This window comes from Serratia sp. HRI, assembly GCF_010119335.3.
In the GTDB taxonomy this organism is placed as follows: domain Bacteria; phylum Pseudomonadota; class Gammaproteobacteria; order Enterobacterales; family Enterobacteriaceae; genus Serratia; species Serratia nevei.
Genome location: NZ_CP083690.1, coordinates 296,976 through 313,761 on the forward strand (window position 1 = coordinate 296,976; position 16,786 = coordinate 313,761).

At 58.9% G+C, this 16,786-nt stretch carries 19 protein-coding genes and 1 other annotated feature; of the genes, 1 reads left to right on the forward strand and 18 read right to left on the reverse strand.

Going from position 1 to position 16,786, the window contains the following annotated elements:
* Positions 1–123: 123 nt before the first annotated feature.
* The 11 genes from arnF to GF111_RS01525 form a co-directional block, all read right to left on the reverse strand.
* Positions 124–516: a 4-amino-4-deoxy-L-arabinose-phosphoundecaprenol flippase subunit ArnF gene (gene arnF / locus GF111_RS01475; protein WP_038871054.1), complete on the reverse strand. Its 393-nt coding sequence runs from the start codon at positions 514–516 to the stop codon at positions 124–126.
* Complete coding sequence (arnE, locus tag GF111_RS01480; protein ID WP_033642887.1) at positions 513–857, reverse strand: 4-amino-4-deoxy-L-arabinose-phosphoundecaprenol flippase subunit ArnE; 345 nt, start codon at positions 855–857, stop codon at positions 513–515. Before arnE ends, arnF begins: the two co-directional genes overlap by 4 nt.
* Entirely contained in the window at positions 854–2,518 is a 1,665-nt protein-coding gene (arnT, locus tag GF111_RS01485) for a lipid IV(A) 4-amino-4-deoxy-L-arabinosyltransferase (protein ID WP_060435074.1), read from the reverse strand. The genes arnE and arnT overlap by 4 nt, the downstream gene beginning before the upstream one ends.
* Positions 2,515–3,420 carry a 4-deoxy-4-formamido-L-arabinose-phosphoundecaprenol deformylase gene (gene arnD, locus GF111_RS01490; protein ID WP_047727670.1) on the reverse strand — a complete coding sequence of 302 codons (906 nt, stop codon included), beginning with the start codon at positions 3,418–3,420 and terminating at the stop codon, positions 2,515–2,517. The genes arnT and arnD overlap by 4 nt, the downstream gene beginning before the upstream one ends.
* The gene (gene arnA, locus GF111_RS01495) at positions 3,417–5,399 is read right to left on the reverse strand and encodes a bifunctional UDP-4-amino-4-deoxy-L-arabinose formyltransferase/UDP-glucuronic acid oxidase ArnA (protein WP_047730733.1); all 1,983 of its coding nucleotides are present in this window, start codon (positions 5,397–5,399) and stop codon (positions 3,417–3,419) included. Before arnA ends, arnD begins: the two co-directional genes overlap by 4 nt.
* Positions 5,399–6,379, reverse strand: coding sequence for an undecaprenyl-phosphate 4-deoxy-4-formamido-L-arabinose transferase (arnC, locus tag GF111_RS01500; RefSeq protein ID WP_047727671.1), 981 nt, complete (start codon positions 6,377–6,379; stop codon positions 5,399–5,401). Before arnC ends, arnA begins: the two co-directional genes overlap by 1 nt.
* On the reverse strand, positions 6,366–7,520 hold the full coding sequence (gene arnB / locus GF111_RS01505; RefSeq protein WP_038871067.1) for a UDP-4-amino-4-deoxy-L-arabinose aminotransferase: 1,155 nt from the start codon (positions 7,518–7,520) through the stop codon (positions 6,366–6,368). The genes arnC and arnB overlap by 14 nt, the downstream gene beginning before the upstream one ends.
* Positions 7,521–7,921: 401 nt before the next feature.
* Positions 7,922–8,677, reverse strand: a complete 756-nt coding sequence (gene btuD / locus GF111_RS01510) for a vitamin B12 ABC transporter ATP-binding protein BtuD (protein ID WP_038871070.1) — start codon at positions 8,675–8,677, stop codon at positions 7,922–7,924.
* Positions 8,678–8,682: 5 nt separating this feature from the next.
* Entirely contained in the window at positions 8,683–9,234 is a 552-nt protein-coding gene (locus GF111_RS01515) for a glutathione peroxidase (protein ID WP_038871073.1), read from the reverse strand.
* 50 nt (positions 9,235–9,284) lie between these two features.
* The gene (btuC, locus tag GF111_RS01520; protein ID WP_147191364.1) at positions 9,285–10,286 is read right to left on the reverse strand and encodes a vitamin B12 ABC transporter permease BtuC; all 1,002 of its coding nucleotides are present in this window, start codon (positions 10,284–10,286) and stop codon (positions 9,285–9,287) included.
* 179 nt (positions 10,287–10,465) lie between these two features.
* Positions 10,466–10,876 (reverse strand): DUF2502 domain-containing protein, encoded by a 411-nt coding sequence (locus tag GF111_RS01525; RefSeq protein WP_038871079.1) that lies wholly within the window; start codon positions 10,874–10,876, stop codon positions 10,466–10,468.
* A 232-nt stretch (positions 10,877–11,108) separates the two neighbouring features.
* Here GF111_RS01525 and GF111_RS26680 point away from each other — a divergent pair, with 232 nt between their 5' ends.
* Complete coding sequence (locus GF111_RS26680; RefSeq protein ID WP_038871082.1) at positions 11,109–11,240, forward strand: hypothetical protein; 132 nt, start codon at positions 11,109–11,111, stop codon at positions 11,238–11,240.
* 188 nt (positions 11,241–11,428) lie between these two features.
* Here the strand turns inward: GF111_RS26680 and ihfA are convergent, their stop codons facing one another.
* The 7 genes from ihfA to infC form a co-directional block, all read right to left on the reverse strand.
* The gene (gene ihfA, locus GF111_RS01530; protein WP_004931414.1) at positions 11,429–11,725 is read right to left on the reverse strand and encodes an integration host factor subunit alpha; all 297 of its coding nucleotides are present in this window, start codon (positions 11,723–11,725) and stop codon (positions 11,429–11,431) included.
* A 4-nt stretch (positions 11,726–11,729) separates the two neighbouring features.
* Positions 11,730–14,117, reverse strand: a complete 2,388-nt coding sequence (gene pheT / locus GF111_RS01535; RefSeq protein WP_038871085.1) for a phenylalanine--tRNA ligase subunit beta — start codon at positions 14,115–14,117, stop codon at positions 11,730–11,732.
* A gap of 14 nt (positions 14,118–14,131) precedes the next feature.
* Positions 14,132–15,115, reverse strand: a complete 984-nt coding sequence (gene pheS / locus GF111_RS01540; RefSeq protein WP_004931416.1) for a phenylalanine--tRNA ligase subunit alpha — start codon at positions 15,113–15,115, stop codon at positions 14,132–14,134.
* A gap of 187 nt (positions 15,116–15,302) precedes the next feature.
* Positions 15,303–15,425: a sequence feature (Phe leader region), on the reverse strand.
* The gene (gene pheM / locus GF111_RS01545; RefSeq protein WP_121626058.1) at positions 15,377–15,421 is read right to left on the reverse strand and encodes a pheST operon leader peptide PheM; all 45 of its coding nucleotides are present in this window, start codon (positions 15,419–15,421) and stop codon (positions 15,377–15,379) included. It overlaps the preceding feature by 45 nt.
* A 113-nt stretch (positions 15,426–15,538) precedes the next feature.
* Positions 15,539–15,895, reverse strand: coding sequence for a 50S ribosomal protein L20 (gene rplT / locus GF111_RS01550; protein ID WP_004931417.1), 357 nt, complete (start codon positions 15,893–15,895; stop codon positions 15,539–15,541).
* A gap of 43 nt (positions 15,896–15,938) precedes the next feature.
* Complete coding sequence (rpmI, locus tag GF111_RS01555) at positions 15,939–16,136, reverse strand: 50S ribosomal protein L35 (protein WP_004931418.1); 198 nt, start codon at positions 16,134–16,136, stop codon at positions 15,939–15,941.
* A gap of 98 nt (positions 16,137–16,234) precedes the next feature.
* Positions 16,235–16,786, reverse strand: coding sequence for a translation initiation factor IF-3 (infC, locus tag GF111_RS01560; protein WP_048233542.1), 552 nt, complete (start codon positions 16,784–16,786; stop codon positions 16,235–16,237).

The following is a 16,786-nucleotide window of genomic DNA, read 5'->3' on the forward strand; positions in this document are numbered from 1 at the left end:
ACCGCCTGCGAGGCGAAGCCGACACCACGTAAGGAGAGCGCTATTTGGCGTTAATTTATCTCCCGCACGGGGAAAAAGGCAAGCGCCATGAGGGAGATAATAGCAGGATCGCCGGTTTTGACCCTATTCCGGCGATTTTGTCTTGGGTTTGCTGTTAATCAGCCCGACGCCGAACAGAATAAACAGCGTGCCCAACGTTTTCAGCAGCGTAGCGGATTCGTTAAACCACGGCAGGATCACCGCCGCCAGATAGACCAGCGCGTAGCTGACGCTCAGCAGAGGATAAGCGCGGTTTAACGGCAGGTGGCGCAGCGCAAAGAACCAACACAGCATCGACAGCGCATAACCGAAGATGCCGCCGCCCACCGCCAGAAGCGGCAGCCAGTAGTCGCCGATCAACGCCAACGAGACGTCGGCGAACGACATCAGCGGGATCTGCACCATGCCCCACTTCATCAGCAACTGCGCCAGCGTCACCAGCAGTACGCTGGCAGCGCCCCAGGCATAGCCCTTCATGAATGCACGCTCATCAGCAGGATCCCCAGCATAATCGACGCCACGCCGCACCAGTGGCGAGCGGTCGTCGGCTCATGAAACAGCCAGCGCGCCGCCAGCGTCACCATCACGAAGTTCAGGCTGAGCATCGGGTAAGCCAGGCTGAGCGGCAGGCGTTGCAGCACATTGAGCCACACCGCCATGCCCAGCCCCAGCAGCAGCACCGCCAGCGCCAGCCAACGCAGCGTCTGCTTCAGCCGCGCTTCGTCCGCCCGCTCCCAACAGTGCGCCGCCTGCTTCTGGCACAGCTGCCCACCGCAGGTGAGCAGGCTGACCACTATCACTAACAGAAAACCGATCATGGTTGCTGTTTATACCACATCAGCACCAGGCGATTCATGCGATCCACCTTGTCTGCGGCAGGCAGTTCCTGCGGCAGCGCTTCGCCACGGGACAGCTGCAGCACCAGCGACACGTTCCCCTGCTTGCGCGCCTGCGCCAGCCACTGCGGGAAGTCGGCGTCGCTGATCAGGTGGCCTTTGGCGTCCGGATACTCCAGACCATAAGCTACCTCGCCTTTCTGGCTGTACATCAGCACGTCGCTACGCTTCAGTTCCCAGGCCAAACCGGCCGCTACCCCGACGCTGTCGGTCAGCACGTAACGGCTGTCGCCCAGCTCGGCCATGGTGGTGCGCGCGAAGTTCTGCGGCAGCTTGGAATCGGTCACCTGTTGCGGGATGGCGTAGCCGATCACCAGGCACAGCAATACCGGGCAGGCCGCCGCCCAGCGCCATTGACGGCCGTTATCGCGTGCGGAAACCAGCGCGAACAGCAGCCAACCGCCGAAGGCGATCAGGCCGAGCACCACCTTCGGCCACTCTTGCGCGGTAAACAGATGGGCTTTCGGCAGCAGGCCGGAACTCAACACCACCAGCGCCACGATGCCGATCAGCCCGAACAGGCCGTTCAGCCAGGCATTGGCCTTGAACAGTCTGGCGCGCAGGGTGGCGGCGTAGTCTTCCGCATAGGCGGTCATCAGCAGCGCCAGCGGCGCCATGCACGGCAGAATGTAGGTCGGCAGCTTGCCTTTGGCGATGCTGAAGAAGATCAGCGGCATCATCGCCCAGCTCAGCAGGAAGAACAGCTCCGGGCGCTGTACGCGTTCGCGCCAACCCTTGAGCAGCGCACCGGGCAGCAGCGCCAGCCACGGCAGCACCGCCGCCAGCAGGATCGGCAGGTAATACCAGAACGGCGCCTTGTGCTGGGCGTTATCTTCGGCGAAACGCTGAATATGTTCGACCCAGAAGAAGTAATTCCAGAAATCGGGTTCGCGTTGCGCGATCGCCAGCGCCCACGGCAGGCTGAGCAACGTAGCGGTCACGATCGCCACCGGGCCGTAGCACAGCAGATCCTTGATACGACGTTGCTGGATGACGATCGGGATCACCGCGATCACCGGCACCGCCAGCGCCAGGAAGCCCTTGGTCATAAAGCCCATGCCGCAGGCCAAGCCCAATAGCGCGTAGGCGCCCAGCTTGCCTTTGACCGAGGTGGCTTTCAGCGTCAGGTAGTAGCTGACCATCGCTGCCGCCAGCCACAGCGAGATCATCGGATCCAGCACGCTGTAGGTGCCGATGCTGAACACCAGCACCATCGACAGGAATATCAGCACCGCCAGGCTGGCGCGGCGCGCATTGCGCCACATCAGCATCGCCAGCGCGAACACCAACAGTGCGGTCATGCCGGTGCTGAACACCGAACCGAAGCGCACCGCAAAGTTGTTTTCGCCGAACAGCCACTGGCTGATGTTATTGAACCAGTAACCCGCCACCGGCTTTTCGAAGTAGCGCAGCCCCAACAGGTGCGGCACAACCCAATCGCCGCGCTGCAGCATTTCACGGCTGATCTCGGCATAACGCGTCTCGTCCGGCTGCCACAGCAGGCGGCCGTTAAGTGGGATCAGGTAAACCAGAGCAAAAAAAACGGCCAGCAGAATGGCCCAGGATCCTTTTAGCGCCTTCATGTAACGTCCTTCACATCGGTTTGACAGCCCAGCCAACCTTCGCGGCCGGGGAAAGGAGCACGCTTGATGCGGCCCAACGGCAGTGACGCCAAATCTTGTGGTAACAGCGCGCTAAGCGGACAGAATTCGATGCCCTGCTGCCGTGCGCGTTGCAATAACTGTTCGAACATCGCCGCTTGCGACATGCCTTCCACTTCGGTGTGAATGGTGTACACCGGCACGCCGCGATCGTTCTCGATGGCGCGCAGAATGTAGTCGTTGAAGTCGGCCATGCTGACTTCGCTGCCGATCACTTCGTCGAAGGTCGGCAACGTCACCGGGATCTGCACCGTGCCGTGACGCCCGTCGCTCAGCACCGGACGGAACGGATGGGTGCCGCGGCAATCGCTGTTGTAATGGAAGCCGAAGCGTTGCTTGACCTCCAGCACGCGCGTATCGGCACGCCAGCCCGCCACGGCGGAGCATTTCACCGGCTGGCCGGTGCTGGCGCTCAGGGCATCGACGCCCAGCTGCACCTGTTCGGTCAGCTGCGCCTCGCTCCACTTGCCGACCTTGGCCTGCCACCCCTGGTGATCCCAGGCGTGCAGCCCGACTTCATGGCCGGCTTCGGCGGTACGCTTCATCAGCGGCCCCAACGCGCGTGAAATGTTGCGCCCCGGCCAGGCGGTGCCGGCCAGCAGAATGTCCAGCCCGTACAGCGAGGCGGCGTTCGAACGCAGCATTTTCCACAGAAATTTCGGACGCAAAAGGCGCCAAAGATGGCGCCCCATGTTGTCCGGTCCCACGCTGAAGAAGAAGCTGGCCTGAATGTCGTACTTGTCGAACAGGTCCAGCAACTGCGGCACCCCTTCACGGGTGCCGCTGAAGGTATCTACATCAACCCGCAGACCGACTTTCTTCATGCACCGTTCCCTTCCTGAACGGTAGTGCGCAGGAAGTAGTCCAGCGTATCGGCGACGGTTTGCTTCATCTCGATGGTCGGCTGCCAGCCCAGCAGGCGGTGAGCGTTCTTGATGCTCGGCGTGCGGTGCTCAACGTCCTGGTAACCTTTACCGTAGTAGCTGCTGCTCTCAACGTCCTTGAAGCCGGCAAACGGCGGGAAGCGGTCGCGCAGCGGGTGGTTGTTGAAGCTTTCCAGCAGCATTTCCGCCAGCTCGCGGATGCTCGCTTCGTTGGTCGGGTTGCCGATGTTGACGATCTGGCCGTCGCACAGGCCGTCGCGGTTCTCGATGATGCGGAACAGCGCTTCGATGCCGTCGTTGATGTCGGTGAAGCAACGTTTCTGCGCGCCGCCGTCCATCAGTTTGATCGGCGAACCTTCCACCAGGTTGAGGATCAGCTGGGTGATGGCACGGGAAGAGCCGATACGCGCAGCGTCCAGATTATCCAGACGCGGCCCCATCCAGTTGAATGGACGGAACAGCGTGAACTTCAGACCTTCTTTAGCGCCGTAAGCCCAGATCACCCGATCCAGCAGCTGTTTGGAGACCGAGTAGATCCAGCGCTGTTTGTTGATTGGCCCGACGATCAGGCGCGAATGGTCTTCGTCGAACTCTTTGTCGTCGCACATGCCGTACACTTCTGAGGTGGACGGGAAGATGATGCGCTTGTTGTATTTCACGCAGTCGCGAACGATCTTCAGGTTCTCTTCGAAGTCCAGCTCGAACACGCGCAGCGGGTTACGGGTGTATTCGATCGGCGTCGCGATCGCCACCAGCGGCAGCACCACGTCGCATTTCTTGATGTGATACTCGATCCACTCGGAGTGGATGCTGATGTCGCCTTCCACGAAGTGGAAACGCGGGTTGTCGAGGAAACGGCTGATGGCGTCAGAACCGATATCCAGGCCGTAGATGTCGTAGCGATCGTCACGCAGCAGGCGCTCGGTCAGGTGGTTACCGATGAAGCCGTTAACCCCGAGGATCAGCACGCGAGTGCGGCGTTTCATTACGGCGTTCGGCTTGGCGGCCAGGCGCACGTCGGTGACGATGCCCATCTCCTGCGCCAGGCGGCTGCCCTGCACGTACAGGCCGCTGTCGTTCTGACCGGCAACGATCTCCAGCGCGCCTTCGCCACAGGCGATGACCAGCGGCGAGGTGCTCAGTACGGTGCCCGGCTGCTTGTCGTGTTGGGTATCCAACACGCGAGAGCGCCAGACGATCAGCTTGCGCTGGCCGAGGTAGCTGAAGGCACCCGGGTACGGTTCCGTGACGGCGCGTACCAGGTTGTTGATCTCTTTGGCGGACTTGTGCCACAGGATCTCGCCGTCCGCCGCGGTGCGACGGCCGAAGTAGCTGGCCTGAGACTCATCCTGCTTAGTGAAGGTGGCGGTGCCGTTCTTCAGCTTCGGCAACTGCTCTTTCAATACGGCCTGCGCGGCTTCCAGCACTTTTTTGTGCAGCGTCAGCGCGGTGTCGCTGTCGGCGATGGTCACTTTCTGCTGACCGACGATGTCGCCGGCATCCGGGCGTTTCACCATCTTGTGCAGCGTGGCGCCGGTTTCGGTTTCGCCGTTCACCAGCGCCCAGTTCACCGGGGCGCGGCCACGGTAATGCGGCAGCAGCGAACCGTGCAGGTTGAAGCCGCCCTGCGGTGCCAGCGAGAGGATCTCGTCGCTCAGCATGTGGCGGTAGTAGAACGAAAAGATCACGTCCGGCTGCAGATCGCGAATGCGGTCAACCCACAGCGGGTGGTTCACGTCTTCCGGCGCATAGACCGGCAGATCCAATTCGGCACCCAAACGGGCCACGGAGGAGAAGAAGTTGTTCTCACCAGGGTCGTCGGTGTGCGTGAATACGGCCTGCACGTCGTAACCCGCCTCAGTCAGCGCTTTCAGACCTGCGCAGCCAATATCATGGTAAGCAAATACAATAGCTTTCATCATTCTTCTTCCTGAGTATTGTGGTCCTGCTGTACGCCGACCACTTTCTGAACAAAATAGCGAGGACGTGCGCGCACGTCGGTATAGATGCGGCCGATGTATTCACCCAGTAGCCCCATGCCAACAAACTGGGCGCCGATAAAGGTGAACAGCACGGCGAAGAGGGTGAACACGCCGCCGGCGGCCCATTCAGGGCCGAGCAGCAGACGCAGCGCAATCAGCACCAGCGCCAACACAAACCCGGACAACGCCACGATGCTGCCGACCACGCTGAGCAAACGCAGCGGGGTGGTGGTCAGACAGGTGATCAGGTCGTACATCAGGTTGATCAGCTTCATCAGGCTGTACTTGGAATCGCCAAACTCGCGCTCGGCGTGACGCACGTCGATCTCGGTCGTGCGACGGGCGAAGGTGTTCGCCAGAATCGGGATAAAGGTGCTGCGCTCGTGGCAGTGCAGCATCGCCTCAACGATATGACGACGGTAGGCGCGCAGCATGCAGCCGTAGTCCCCCATCGACTTGCCGGTGGCGCGTTGAATCATCATGTTGATCACGCGCGAAGCGCTTTTGCGGAACCAGGAGTCTTGACGGTTGGCGCGCACGGTGCCCACCACGTCATAGCCCTCTTCCGCCACGCTGACCAGACGAGGGATCTCCTCCGGCGGGTTCTGCAGATCGGCATCCAGCGTAATCACCAGATCGCCGGTCACCTGGTTGAAACCGGCCATGATCGCCGAGTGCTGGCCATAGTTGCGGTTCAGCAAAACGGCGATGATGTGGCTGTCCGGCTTTTCCGCCGCCGCGGTCAGCATGTCCGCGGAGCTGTCGCTGCTGCCATCGTCGACGAGGATGATTTCATAAGGTTGAGATAACTGCTTGCAAGCGGCGGTAGTACGCTCCAGCAACGCCGGCAGACTTTCCTGCTCGTTGTATACCGGAATGACTATCGACACTTTTTTAATCGGTTCAACGCGAGACACGTAAAGACTCCACAACAGAAGACAAGGCATTGACCACGCGATCCACGTCGGCGTCGGTCATATCAGGGAATAGCGGTAAAGTGCACAGCCGCGCCGAGTTCCATTCGGTATTCGGCAAGGAAAGCTGCGGATAACGCTCACGGTAGAATTTCTGGGTATGCGCGGCGCGGAAATGCAGCCCGGTGCCGACGCCAACCTCTTTCAGGCGCTCCATCAACCGATCGCGATCGATGCCGCAACGCTCAGGATCGACACGGACCATAAACAGATGCCAGGCGTGATCATGCGGGTAATCCGGCACGCCCAACGGTTGGAACGGTGAGCCTTCCAGCGCACTCAGGTAGCGCTGTGCCAGCGCCTTACGGCGCGCGTTCAGCTCAGCGAAGCGCGACAGTTGCACCACGGCGATCGCCGCGTGAATGTCGGACAGGTTGTATTTGTAACCCGGTTCCACCACTTCGGCCTGCGGTTTGCGGCCAAGCTGCTGACGATCGAAGGCATCGACGGCCAGACCGTGGAACTTCAGGCAACGCAGGCGATCCGCCAGCGCATCGTCGTCGGTGGCGATCAGGCCGCCTTCGGCGCAGGTCACGTTTTTAATGGCGTGGAACGAGAAAATCGCCGTGCCGCGCGCACCGACCCATTCGCCGTTGTAGCGCGTGCCGACCGCATGGGCGGCGTCTTCGATCAAAGGCAGACCGTGGCGTTCGGCCACAGCGCGCAGCGCGTCCATCTGCAAAGGAGCGCCGGCGTAGTGCACCGGAACAATCGCTTTGGTTTTCGGGGTGATGGCAGCCTCAACATCGGCGGCGCTGACCATCAACGTATCACGGTCAACGTCGATCATGACCGGCATGGCGCCCAGCAGCTCGATCATGTTGAGGGTGGAAACCCAGGTTTGCGAAGGGGTGATGACTTCGTCGCCGGGGCCGATGCCCAGCGCCATCAGCGTGATGTGCATGCCCGCGGTGGCGGAGCTGACGGCGATCGCATGCTTACAGCCGAAGGTGGAACAGAAGTCGCTTTCCAGCTGCTGGTTTTGCGGCCCGGTGGTGATCCAACCGGAACGCAACACTTTCTCTACCGCGGCGATTTCTTCATCGCCGATGGCCGGACGAGAGAAAGGCAAAAATTGATCCATAGTTAACCCCAAACGTATCGAACTGCTTTTGATGACACTGTAAATCCCTTTCGTTTAACGGATATTAAACGCCAGAGAAGAATCGTTTCCGTGGATTAACTGCCAATGTAAGGCCGCAAGCTTAACTAAACCTTAAGACGAGACTTGTCATCAGTGGGTCAACTGATTGGTGGGTGTCGCCATCATCTATTTAAAATCATTATTAAAATCAGTTTCTTATATTTATTAATAATTATTTACGTATTTCATTTTTGCCGAATCAAGCGTAGCACGTCATCGACGTTTTTCAAGAAAATCGATAAGAAAATGAGAGGCAGCCCAATATTAACCGATGATTACCCGGCTATTTATATTCACTGCGTTTAGTTTTCGTTTACGTTACGCCCCGCCGCCGCCGCGACTCAAGCCGTGCGGGTCATGATCCAACGCTGGTCCCCCACCCATTGCAGGTGGAAGTCCACTTCATAGATCTGCGACAGCAGCGTTGGCGCCATCACCTCACGCGTGGCCCCCTGTGCCACCAGCCGCCCGGCGTGCAGCAACCAAACCCGATCGGCCTGCTGTAAGGTATGATTCAGATCGTGCGCGCACACCAGCGCGCTGCGCCCGCTCTGGCAAAATTCCCGCAGCAGGCGATCCAGCGCGACTTTCTGCGCCACGTCCAGGCTGTTGGTCGGCTCATCCAGCAACAACAGCCGGCTGTGCGGATTGACGCTGGGCCACACCTGCAGCAACACCGCCGCCAGCCGCACCCGCTGCCATTCGCCACCGGAGAGCTGCGTCAGCATGCGTGACAGCTTATCCACCAGCCTCAGCCGCTGGCACAAATAGAGAATGGCGTGTTCCACATCGGTTTGCGCCGCTGCCGCTGGCCGGTGCAAGGCCAAATACTGGAACATCGGCATCAGCGACACCGGCGGCTGTTGCTGGCTAAGATAGCCGCGCCGGCATGCCAGCGCGTTACCCGGATAATCGGCCAGCGCGCGCCCGTCCAGGCGAACCTCGCCCAGCCCCGGCAGCATGCCGGCTACCCGCGCCAGCAGGGTGCTCTTCCCGGCGCCGTTTGGGCCGATCAGATGAACCTGCAACCCGCCTTCAATCTGTGCCGAAAAAGGCGCCAGGCGCCCCGCCACCCCAACCTCGACGAGTTGCAGCATCCGTCTTATCCTGCCAGCGCTTGTTTTACCGCCGCCACCAGCGCCGGATCTTCCGGCGTGGTGTCAGGCGAGAAGCGTTGGATCACCGTGCCGTCGCGCGCAACGAGGAATTTCTCGAAGTTCCACAGAATATCGCCGGCGTGCTTCGGCGCCCGCCCTTTGCTGGTCATCCGCGCCAGGAACTCGCTGCCCTCCGGTGCGACAGCATCCGGCTGCGCGGCAATCAGCGCCTGGTACAGCGGATGCCGATGTTCGCCGTTCACCTCAATCTTGGCGAACATCGGGAATTGCACACCGAAGGTGCCGCGGCAAAACGCCAGGATCTCTTCGTTGCTGCCCGGCTCCTGGCCCAGGAATTCATTGGACGGGAACCCCAAAACTTCCAGCCCCCGATCGCGATAGGTTTCGTACAGCGCTTCCAGCCCTTCATATTGCTTGGTCAGGCCGCACTCTGAAGCCACGTTGACCACCAGCAGCACCTTGCCCTGGTAAGCGCCCAGCGTGGTCGCCTGATTTTCGATGGTGTGTAACGGCAGGTTGTAGATTGGCTTGCTCATCGGTTGTCATCCTTTGGTTTTTTAATGGCAGGTGAATGAAGAAAACTACCTTACGCCCTTTGTCGGGTCAGTAACCAGATAAATAGCGGCGCCCCCAGCGTGGCGGTCACCACGCCGATCGGCAGCTCGGCCGCCAGCAGCGCAACGCGGGCGATCACATCGGCCACCAGCAACACCCCGGCTCCCGCCAGCGCGCAGGCCGGCAGCAGATAGCGCTGGTCGGTCAGGCCGGTGAGCCGCAAAATATGCGGGATCACCAACCCAACAAAACCAATCACTCCGGCGAGCGCCACGCTGACGCCGACCAGCCAGCCGATCGCCAGCACCAGCAAATTACGCCACAGATGCAGCGACAGCCCAAGTTGCCGCGCCTGTACCTCGCCCAGCGCCATCAGGTTGAGCGCTCTGCCCTGGCCGCAAAGCCACAGCAGCACCGGCAGCAGCGCCAGCACCAGCCACTTTTGCCGCCAGTCGACGCCGCCAAAACCGCCCATCATCCAGTACATCAGCTGCCGCAGATCGAGGCTGGTGCTGAAATAGACCGCCCAGGTCATCAGCGCGCTGCACACGATGCCCAGCGCCACGCCAACCAGCAACAGCCGCGCATTGGTCAGGCGCCGACGCCGAGCGAAGCCCAGCAGCAAAAAGGTCATCGCCAGCGCACCGGCTATCGCGGCGGCGCTCATCAGCGCCACCGGCAACAAACCGTGCCCTAACAGCACCGTCAACACCAGCGCGACGCCGGCGCCGTTAGCCACCCCCAGCAGACCGGGCTCCGCCAGCGGGTTTTCAAACAGCGCCTGCATCACCGCGCCCGCCACCGCCAGGGCGGCGCCGACCAGCATCACCGCCAGCGCGCGCGGTAAACGCAGTTGCCAAACGAACAGCTGCGCCCGATCGCTGAACCACTCTGACGGCCATATCCATTGATCACCGGCGCAAAGGCTGAACAGCAACGCCACCGTCACGCCCAGCGCCAGCAGAGTGACCTGGCGTTTATCGCGGTAGCGCTGATGTTGCAACAGTAAGGTGAAAGTACGGCTGGTTGGCATGGCGCGGCGGTTCCCTGCCGGCCGCTGTCGTGGCCGGATAATTGACGTCTGAGTCGAATATTAGGGGGTTAACGCCGCAAGGGGAAGCCTTGCGTAGGCGATGGCGCAGGAAAGCAGCGGCTGGCCCTGCCCGTCATCACCATGATGATGGCAAAACCAGCCGCCGATAAACTCAGGGATTAACGATGTGGGCCGGCGTTGCCCGGCGGATAAGGCTGACCGCGGCCGTCATCGCGGCGATCATGGTCACCCCGATCGTCATGACGGCGGTCGCGATTATCGCGATCGCCGTGGAACGGATTGCCGCTGCGTTCCGGCTCGCGATGCTCATAGCCACGCGGCGGCGAAGGTTGCCAGCGTCCGCCGTCCCAATACAAACCGCGCGCATTGCGCTCACCCAGACCGCGGCCCTGGTGCGCATGCCACCACTGCGGTGGACGCCAGTCGTAGCCATCCCAGTAGTAGCCGCGACGGTCCTGATCCCCCAGATGCAGGGAAACGCCCGGCACGTTGATATCGACGGACACATCGGCCTGCGCCGCCAGCGGCAGCAACAGTGGGAAACACACCAGCAACAGGATCTTTTTCATTTTACCTTCTCACTCTATTTTTCTTGCTGCAGTGGTTATATCAGCGTGCTTATTTAACGACTATCTCATCGATGCCTATTTTCAGATCGTTTTCGACGGCCTTACACAATCTCTACACTGTTTGCCGCCGCCTTTAATTATCATAACCACTGACAAGGTTTAACGAATAACTGACGTCTCTCAAGCCGCAAGACAATTATAATTAAATGGATTCCCACCGGAGGATAATAAGATGATTAAACGTATAGGTATGTTGCTGGCCGTTGTGGCCCTGGCCCCAAGCCTCAGCGCCTGCTGCTGGGGCCCGCACTGGGGCGGCGGCCACCGCGGCGACGGCCCAGGCCATTATTATGGCCGTTATTGAAATGAAAAATAAGACCACCCATCACACAAAATAAGATATAAGAATATTCCGCAAATAAGATTAAATAAATTTTTGCCGTAGTGCTTTAATGAATAATTTTAATTCTTACATTGCCCATTAGGAATAAACTGAATTTTCCCAAAAAAAGAAAAAGGCCGCGCAAGCGGCCTTTTTTGATGTCACGTCACTCACCCTTTCGGGCTGGCGTTTTCTACCCGGCTTTTCAGCTTCTGCCCCGGACGGAAGGTCACCACGCGGCGCGCCGTAATCGGAATGTCTTCGCCGGTCTTCGGGTTACGCCCCGGACGTTGGTTCTTGTCACGCAGATCAAAGTTGCCAAAACCCGACAGTTTTACCTGTTCGCCATTCTCAAGGGCCCGACGGACCTCTTCAAAGAACAGTTCCACCAGGTCTTTGGCGTCCCGTTTGCTAAGCCCAAGCTTCTCAAACAGGTGTTCTGACATTTCAGCTTTAGTAAGCGCCATAGGTTCAATCCCTCAAGGATGCTTGGAATCGCTGTTTTAGAGCCTCTACGCATTTTGCAACGGTAGCGGCTATCTCCTCTTCTTCCAGTGTACGAGCGGTATCCTGCAATACCAGACTGATAGCCAGGCTCTTGTCACCTTCTGCCACGCCCTTGCCACGGTACACGTCAAACAAGTTTACGCCAACTACCTGATTTGCGCCAACTTTCTTACACTCGGCCAAAATATCTTCTGCAGGGACGTTTTCAGCCACCACAACGGCGATATCACGGCGGTTTGCCGGGAAGCGCGAAATCTCCCGCGCCTGAGGCACGGCGCGGCTCGCAAGCTTGTTCCACTCCAGTTCAAACACCACGGTGCGGCCGTTAAGATCCAGTTTACGTTCAAGTTCCGGGTGAACCACACCGATGAAACCTACGCGTTCGCCGTGCAAATAAATCGCCGCACTTTGCCCTGGATGCAGGGCCGGATTGGCTTCCGCCCGGAACTGAATTTCGGATAATTTACCGGTCAGCTCGAGAACAGACTCCAGATCCCCTTTTAAATCATAGAAGTCGACGGGCTTGCGCGCCAGATCCCAATGCTCATCGTGCGTATGGCCGGCGATCACGCCTGCCAGCATGACGTCCTGACGGATACCCAGATCTGCCGCACTATCAGGCACAAAGCGCAGGCCGCTTTCAAACAGGCGCAGGCGCGTCTGCTGGCGGTTCTGGTTATACACCACCGCAGACAGCAGGCCGGTCCACAGCGACAGACGCATCGCCGACATCTCGACCGAAATCGGGCTCGGCAGGATCAGCGCTTCTTCATTCGGATGCAGCAATGCCTGCACTTTCGGATCGACGAAGCTGTAGGTGATCGCTTCCTGGTAGCCGTTATCCACCAGCATGGTCTTCACGCGTTTGAGCGTCAGATCGGCTTCGCGATGCTGGGTCATCACCAGATCGGCACGAACCGGCACATCCGGGATGTTGTCGTAGCCGTAAACGCGCGCCACTTCTTCCACCAAATCCTCTTCGATCTCCATATCGAAACGCCAGCTCGGCGCGAGCGCTTGCCAGCTGTCGCCCTGTTCGGTTACCTGGCAACCCAGGCGGCGCAGAATGTCGCTAACCTGCTCGCTCGGCACCACGTGGCCGATCAGACGATCCAGCTTCTCGCGGCGCAGCGTGATGGTAGCGCGCTTCGGCAGTTCGTTTTCATCGGTCACGTCGATAACCGGGCCGGCCTGGCCGCCGCAGATGTCGAGCAGCAGGCGCGTGGCGCGCTCCATCGCTTTGTACTGCAGCGCCGGATCGACGCCACGCTCATAGCGGTGAGAAGCATCGGTGTGCAGGCCGTGACGGCGCGCGCGGCCGGTGATCGACAGCGGGCTGAAGAAGGCGCACTCCAGCAGCACGTCCTGAGTTTCTCCGTTGACGCCGGAATGCTCGCCGCCGAAGATGCCGCCCATCGCCAGCGCTTTTTGATGATCGGCGATCACTAAGGTGTCGGCGTTCAGTTTGGCTTCGTTGCCGTCCAGCAGCGTCAAGGTTTCCCCTTCTTCCGCCATGCGCACCACGATGCCGCCGTCGATGCGGCTCAGATCGAAGGCGTGCATCGGCTGGCCAAGCTCCAGCAGCACATAGTTGGTGACGTCAACCACGGCATCGATAGAACGGATACCGCAGCGACGCAGTTTTTCACGCATCCACAGCGGGGTTGGCGCCTTGACGTCGATGCCTTTCACTACGCGGCCCAGATAGCGTGGGCACGCCTGCGGCGCGTCAACGCGGATCGGCAGCGTGGCGTCGATGGCGGCGGCTACCGGGCTCATGTCCGGCTCGGTCAGCGCAACCTGGTTCAGTACGCCCACGTCGCGCGCAACGCCGATGATGCCCAGGCAGTCGGCGCGGTTCGGCGTGACGCTGATCTCGATGGTGTTGTCGTTCAGTTTCAGATAGTCGCGGATGTCGGTGCCGATCGGCGCATCCAGCGGCAGCTCAATGATACCGTCATGATCGTCGGAAATGCCCAGCTCGGAGAACGAGCACAGCATGCCTTCCGAAGGTTCACCACGCAGCTTGGCGGCCTTGATTTTGAAATCGCCCGGCAGCACCGCGCCCACGGTGGCGACCGCCACTTTCAGGCCGGTACGGCAGTTTGGCGCGCCGCAGACGATGTCGAGCAGGCGATCGCCGCCTACGTTAACCTTGGTGACGCGCAGTTTGTCGGCGTTCGGGTGCTGGCCGCACTCGACCACCTCGCCCACGACGACGCCGTTAAACGCGCCGGCAACCGGATCCACGCCGTCCACTTCCAGGCCGGCCATGGTGATTTGATCGGATAATGCTTCGCTGCTGATGGCCGGGTTTACCCACTCGCGCAACCAGAGTTCACTGAATTTCATGTGATATTCCCGCCTTACTTAAACTGTTTGAGGAAACGCAGATCGTTTTCGAAGAATGCGCGCAGGTCGGTGACGCCGTAACGCAGCATCGTCAGGCGCTCCATGCCCATGCCGAAGGCGAAGCCGGAGTAAACTTCCGGATCGATGCCCACGTTGCGCAGCACGTTCGGATGCACCATGCCGCAGCCCAGCACTTCCAGCCACTTGCCGTTCTTGCCCATCACGTCCACTTCAGCGGACGGCTCGGTGAACGGGAAGTAGGACGGACGGAAACGAACCTGCAGGTCTTCTTCAAAGAAGTTGTTCAGGAAATCGTGCAGCGTGCCCTTCAGGTTGGTGAAGCTGATGTCTTTATCGACGATCAGCCCTTCCATCTGGTGGAACATTGGGGTGTGCGTCTGATCGTAGTCGTTACGATAAACGCGGCCCGGCGCAATGATGCGGATCGGCGGCTGCTGGTTCTTCATGGTGCGGATCTGCACGCCGGACGTCTGGGTGCGCAGCAGACGCGTGGCGTCGAACCAGAAGGTGTCGTGGTCGGCGCGCGCCGGGTGATGCCCTGGAATGTTCAGCGCGTCGAAGTTATGGTAATCGTCTTCAATCTCCGGGCCGGTGGCAACGGAGAAGCCCAGCTCGCCAAAGAAGGTTTCGATACGGTCGATGGTGCGGGTCACCGGATGCAGGCCACCGTTCTCCATGCGACGGCCCGGCAGGGACACGTCGATGGTTTCAGCCGCCAGGCGCGCGTTGAGCGCGGCGCTTTCCAGCGCGTTCTTACGCGCGTTCAGCGCGTCTTGCACCTCTTGCTTGGCCTGGTTGATCACCGCGCCGGCCGCCGGACGGTCTTCCGCCGGTACGTCGCGCAGAGACTGCATCTGCAAGGTGAAATGACCTTTCTTGCCAAAATATTCGACGCGTACCAAATCTAACGCGGCAACATCCTGGGCATCTTCTACGGCTGCCTTGGCATTGGCAACCAGCTCTGCGAGATGTGGCATTGCTTTCCTCTTCCTCTGGCCGGGATGGCCCTAAGTAATTGTTATCTATTATTCGAACACGCCTTTGAGCAATCTTCAAAGACTTTTCAATACGTTGCCGGCCAGGCGACTCACCAGCGAGGCACAAGGCTCGCTCAACGCCTGCCGCTCTCACCGCAACGCTTTGCAAGGCGGGACGATGGCCAAAAACAAAAAAGCCTCCACGAGGGAGGCTTAGGCGCTACTTTTCGTTTCTTTTCTTACGCGCAAAGCCTCCTGAAGTCAGGCGCTAAAGTAAAAAAAGAAACGAAAAATAGCTGCGTGCATGATTACGGTACCTTGTCGATGATTGCCCACCAGTGATATAGCGGCAGCCAATAAAAGTCAATATTTGTCGCTGAAAACAAAGATTAAAAGAGGGAGCAAGCTCCCTCTTCTACTGACTTACGCCAGAGCTGCTTTCGCTTTCTCAACCAGTGCGCCGAAGGCCACTTTGTCGAAGACTGCGATGTCAGCCAGGATCTTACGGTCAATTTCGATCGACGCTTTTTTCAAGCCGTTGATGAACTTGCTGTAAGACAGACCGTTCTGACGAGCAGCTGCGTTGATACGTGCAATCCACAGCTGACGGAACTGACGCTTACGTTGACGACGGTCACGGTAAGCATACTGGCCTGCTTTGATTACTGCCTGGAAGGCAACACGATATACGCGCGAACGGGCACCGTAGTAACCTTTCGCCTGCTTCATAATTTTCTTGTGACGTGCGCGTGCAATTACACCACGTTTTACGCGAGCCATATGCTCTCTCCTAAAGTCTTATTCTAAATTCAAAAAAAATGGCTTATGCGTACGGCAGGCACGCGGTAACCAGGACCAGATCGTTTTTAGACACCATGCCTTTCGGACGCAGGTGACGTTTACGCTTGGTTGCTTTTTTGGTCAGAATATGACGCAGGTTGGCATGTTTACGCTTAAAACCACCGCTGCCGGTTTTTTTGAAGCGCTTGGCTGCACCACGTACAGTTTTAATCTTTGGCATTTTAATTAAATCCACTTCGCATTGTTAAACAACGAATCAGTTGGGCGAATAAAACCCACACGGCGCAAGCGTCGCGCGGGTTCCATTACTTGTAAGCCTTACTGTTTCTTCTTAGGAGCGAGCACCATAATCATCTGGCGGCCTTCGATCTTCGTAGGGAAGGATTCGACCACTGCCAGATCCATATCTTCACACAGATCTTTACGGACGCGGTTAAGCACTTCCATACCGATCTGCTGGTGCGCCATCTCACGCCCACGGAAACGCAGGGTGATTTTGGCTTTATCGCCATCTTCCAGAAAGCGAATCAGGTTGCGTAGTTTGACCTGATAGTCGCCATCATCGGTACCAGGACGGAATTTGATTTCCTTAACCTGGATAACTTTTTGCTTCTTCTTCTGTTCTTTCGTCGACTTGCTCTTCTCGTAGAGGAATTTGCCGTAATCCATGATTCGGCAAACTGGCGGTTCGGCATTTGGGCTGATTTCTACTAAATCAACGCCCGCTTCCTCAGCTTTTTCAAGAGCTTCATTCAGACTGACAATACCAATCTGCTCGCCATCGACGCCGGTTAGGCGAACTTCTTGCGCGCGAATTTCTCTGTTAATGCGATTAGGACGCGCCGGTTGAACTCGTTTTCCGCCTTTAAT

What these genes read in the sequence shown, in the direction of transcription:
- arnF (WP_038871054.1), bottom strand. Translation starts at nt 516, where the DNA reads ATGAAGGGCTATGCCTGGGGCGCTGCCAGCGTACTGCTGGTGACGCTG.
- arnE (WP_033642887.1), bottom strand. Translation starts at nt 857, where the DNA reads ATGATCGGTTTTCTGTTAGTGATAGTGGTCAGCCTGCTCACCTGCGGT.
- arnT (WP_060435074.1), bottom strand. Translation starts at nt 2,518, where the DNA reads ATGAAGGCGCTAAAAGGATCCTGGGCCATTCTGCTGGCCGTTTTTTTT.
- arnD (WP_047727670.1), bottom strand. Translation starts at nt 3,420, where the DNA reads ATGAAGAAAGTCGGTCTGCGGGTTGATGTAGATACCTTCAGCGGCACC.
- arnA (WP_047730733.1), bottom strand. Translation starts at nt 5,399, where the DNA reads ATGAAAGCTATTGTATTTGCTTACCATGATATTGGCTGCGCAGGTCTG.
- arnB (WP_038871067.1), bottom strand. Translation starts at nt 7,520, where the DNA reads ATGGATCAATTTTTGCCTTTCTCTCGTCCGGCCATCGGCGATGAAGAA.
- btuD (WP_038871070.1), bottom strand. Translation starts at nt 8,677, where the DNA reads ATGCTGCAACTCGTCGAGGTTGGGGTGGCGGGGCGCCTGGCGCCTTTT.
- GF111_RS01515 (WP_038871073.1), bottom strand. Translation starts at nt 9,234, where the DNA reads ATGAGCAAGCCAATCTACAACCTGCCGTTACACACCATCGAAAATCAG.
- btuC (WP_147191364.1), bottom strand. Translation starts at nt 10,286, where the DNA reads ATGCCAACCAGCCGTACTTTCACCTTACTGTTGCAACATCAGCGCTAC.
- GF111_RS01525 (WP_038871079.1), bottom strand. Translation starts at nt 10,876, where the DNA reads ATGAAAAAGATCCTGTTGCTGGTGTGTTTCCCACTGTTGCTGCCGCTG.
- GF111_RS26680 (WP_038871082.1), top strand. Translation starts at nt 11,109, where the DNA reads ATGATTAAACGTATAGGTATGTTGCTGGCCGTTGTGGCCCTGGCCCCA.
- ihfA (WP_004931414.1), bottom strand. Translation starts at nt 11,725, where the DNA reads ATGGCGCTTACTAAAGCTGAAATGTCAGAACACCTGTTTGAGAAGCTT.
- pheT (WP_038871085.1), bottom strand. Translation starts at nt 14,117, where the DNA reads ATGAAATTCAGTGAACTCTGGTTGCGCGAGTGGGTAAACCCGGCCATC.
- pheS (WP_004931416.1), bottom strand. Translation starts at nt 15,115, where the DNA reads ATGCCACATCTCGCAGAGCTGGTTGCCAATGCCAAGGCAGCCGTAGAA.
- rplT (WP_004931417.1), bottom strand. Translation starts at nt 15,895, where the DNA reads ATGGCTCGCGTAAAACGTGGTGTAATTGCACGCGCACGTCACAAGAAA.
- rpmI (WP_004931418.1), bottom strand. Translation starts at nt 16,136, where the DNA reads ATGCCAAAGATTAAAACTGTACGTGGTGCAGCCAAGCGCTTCAAAAAA.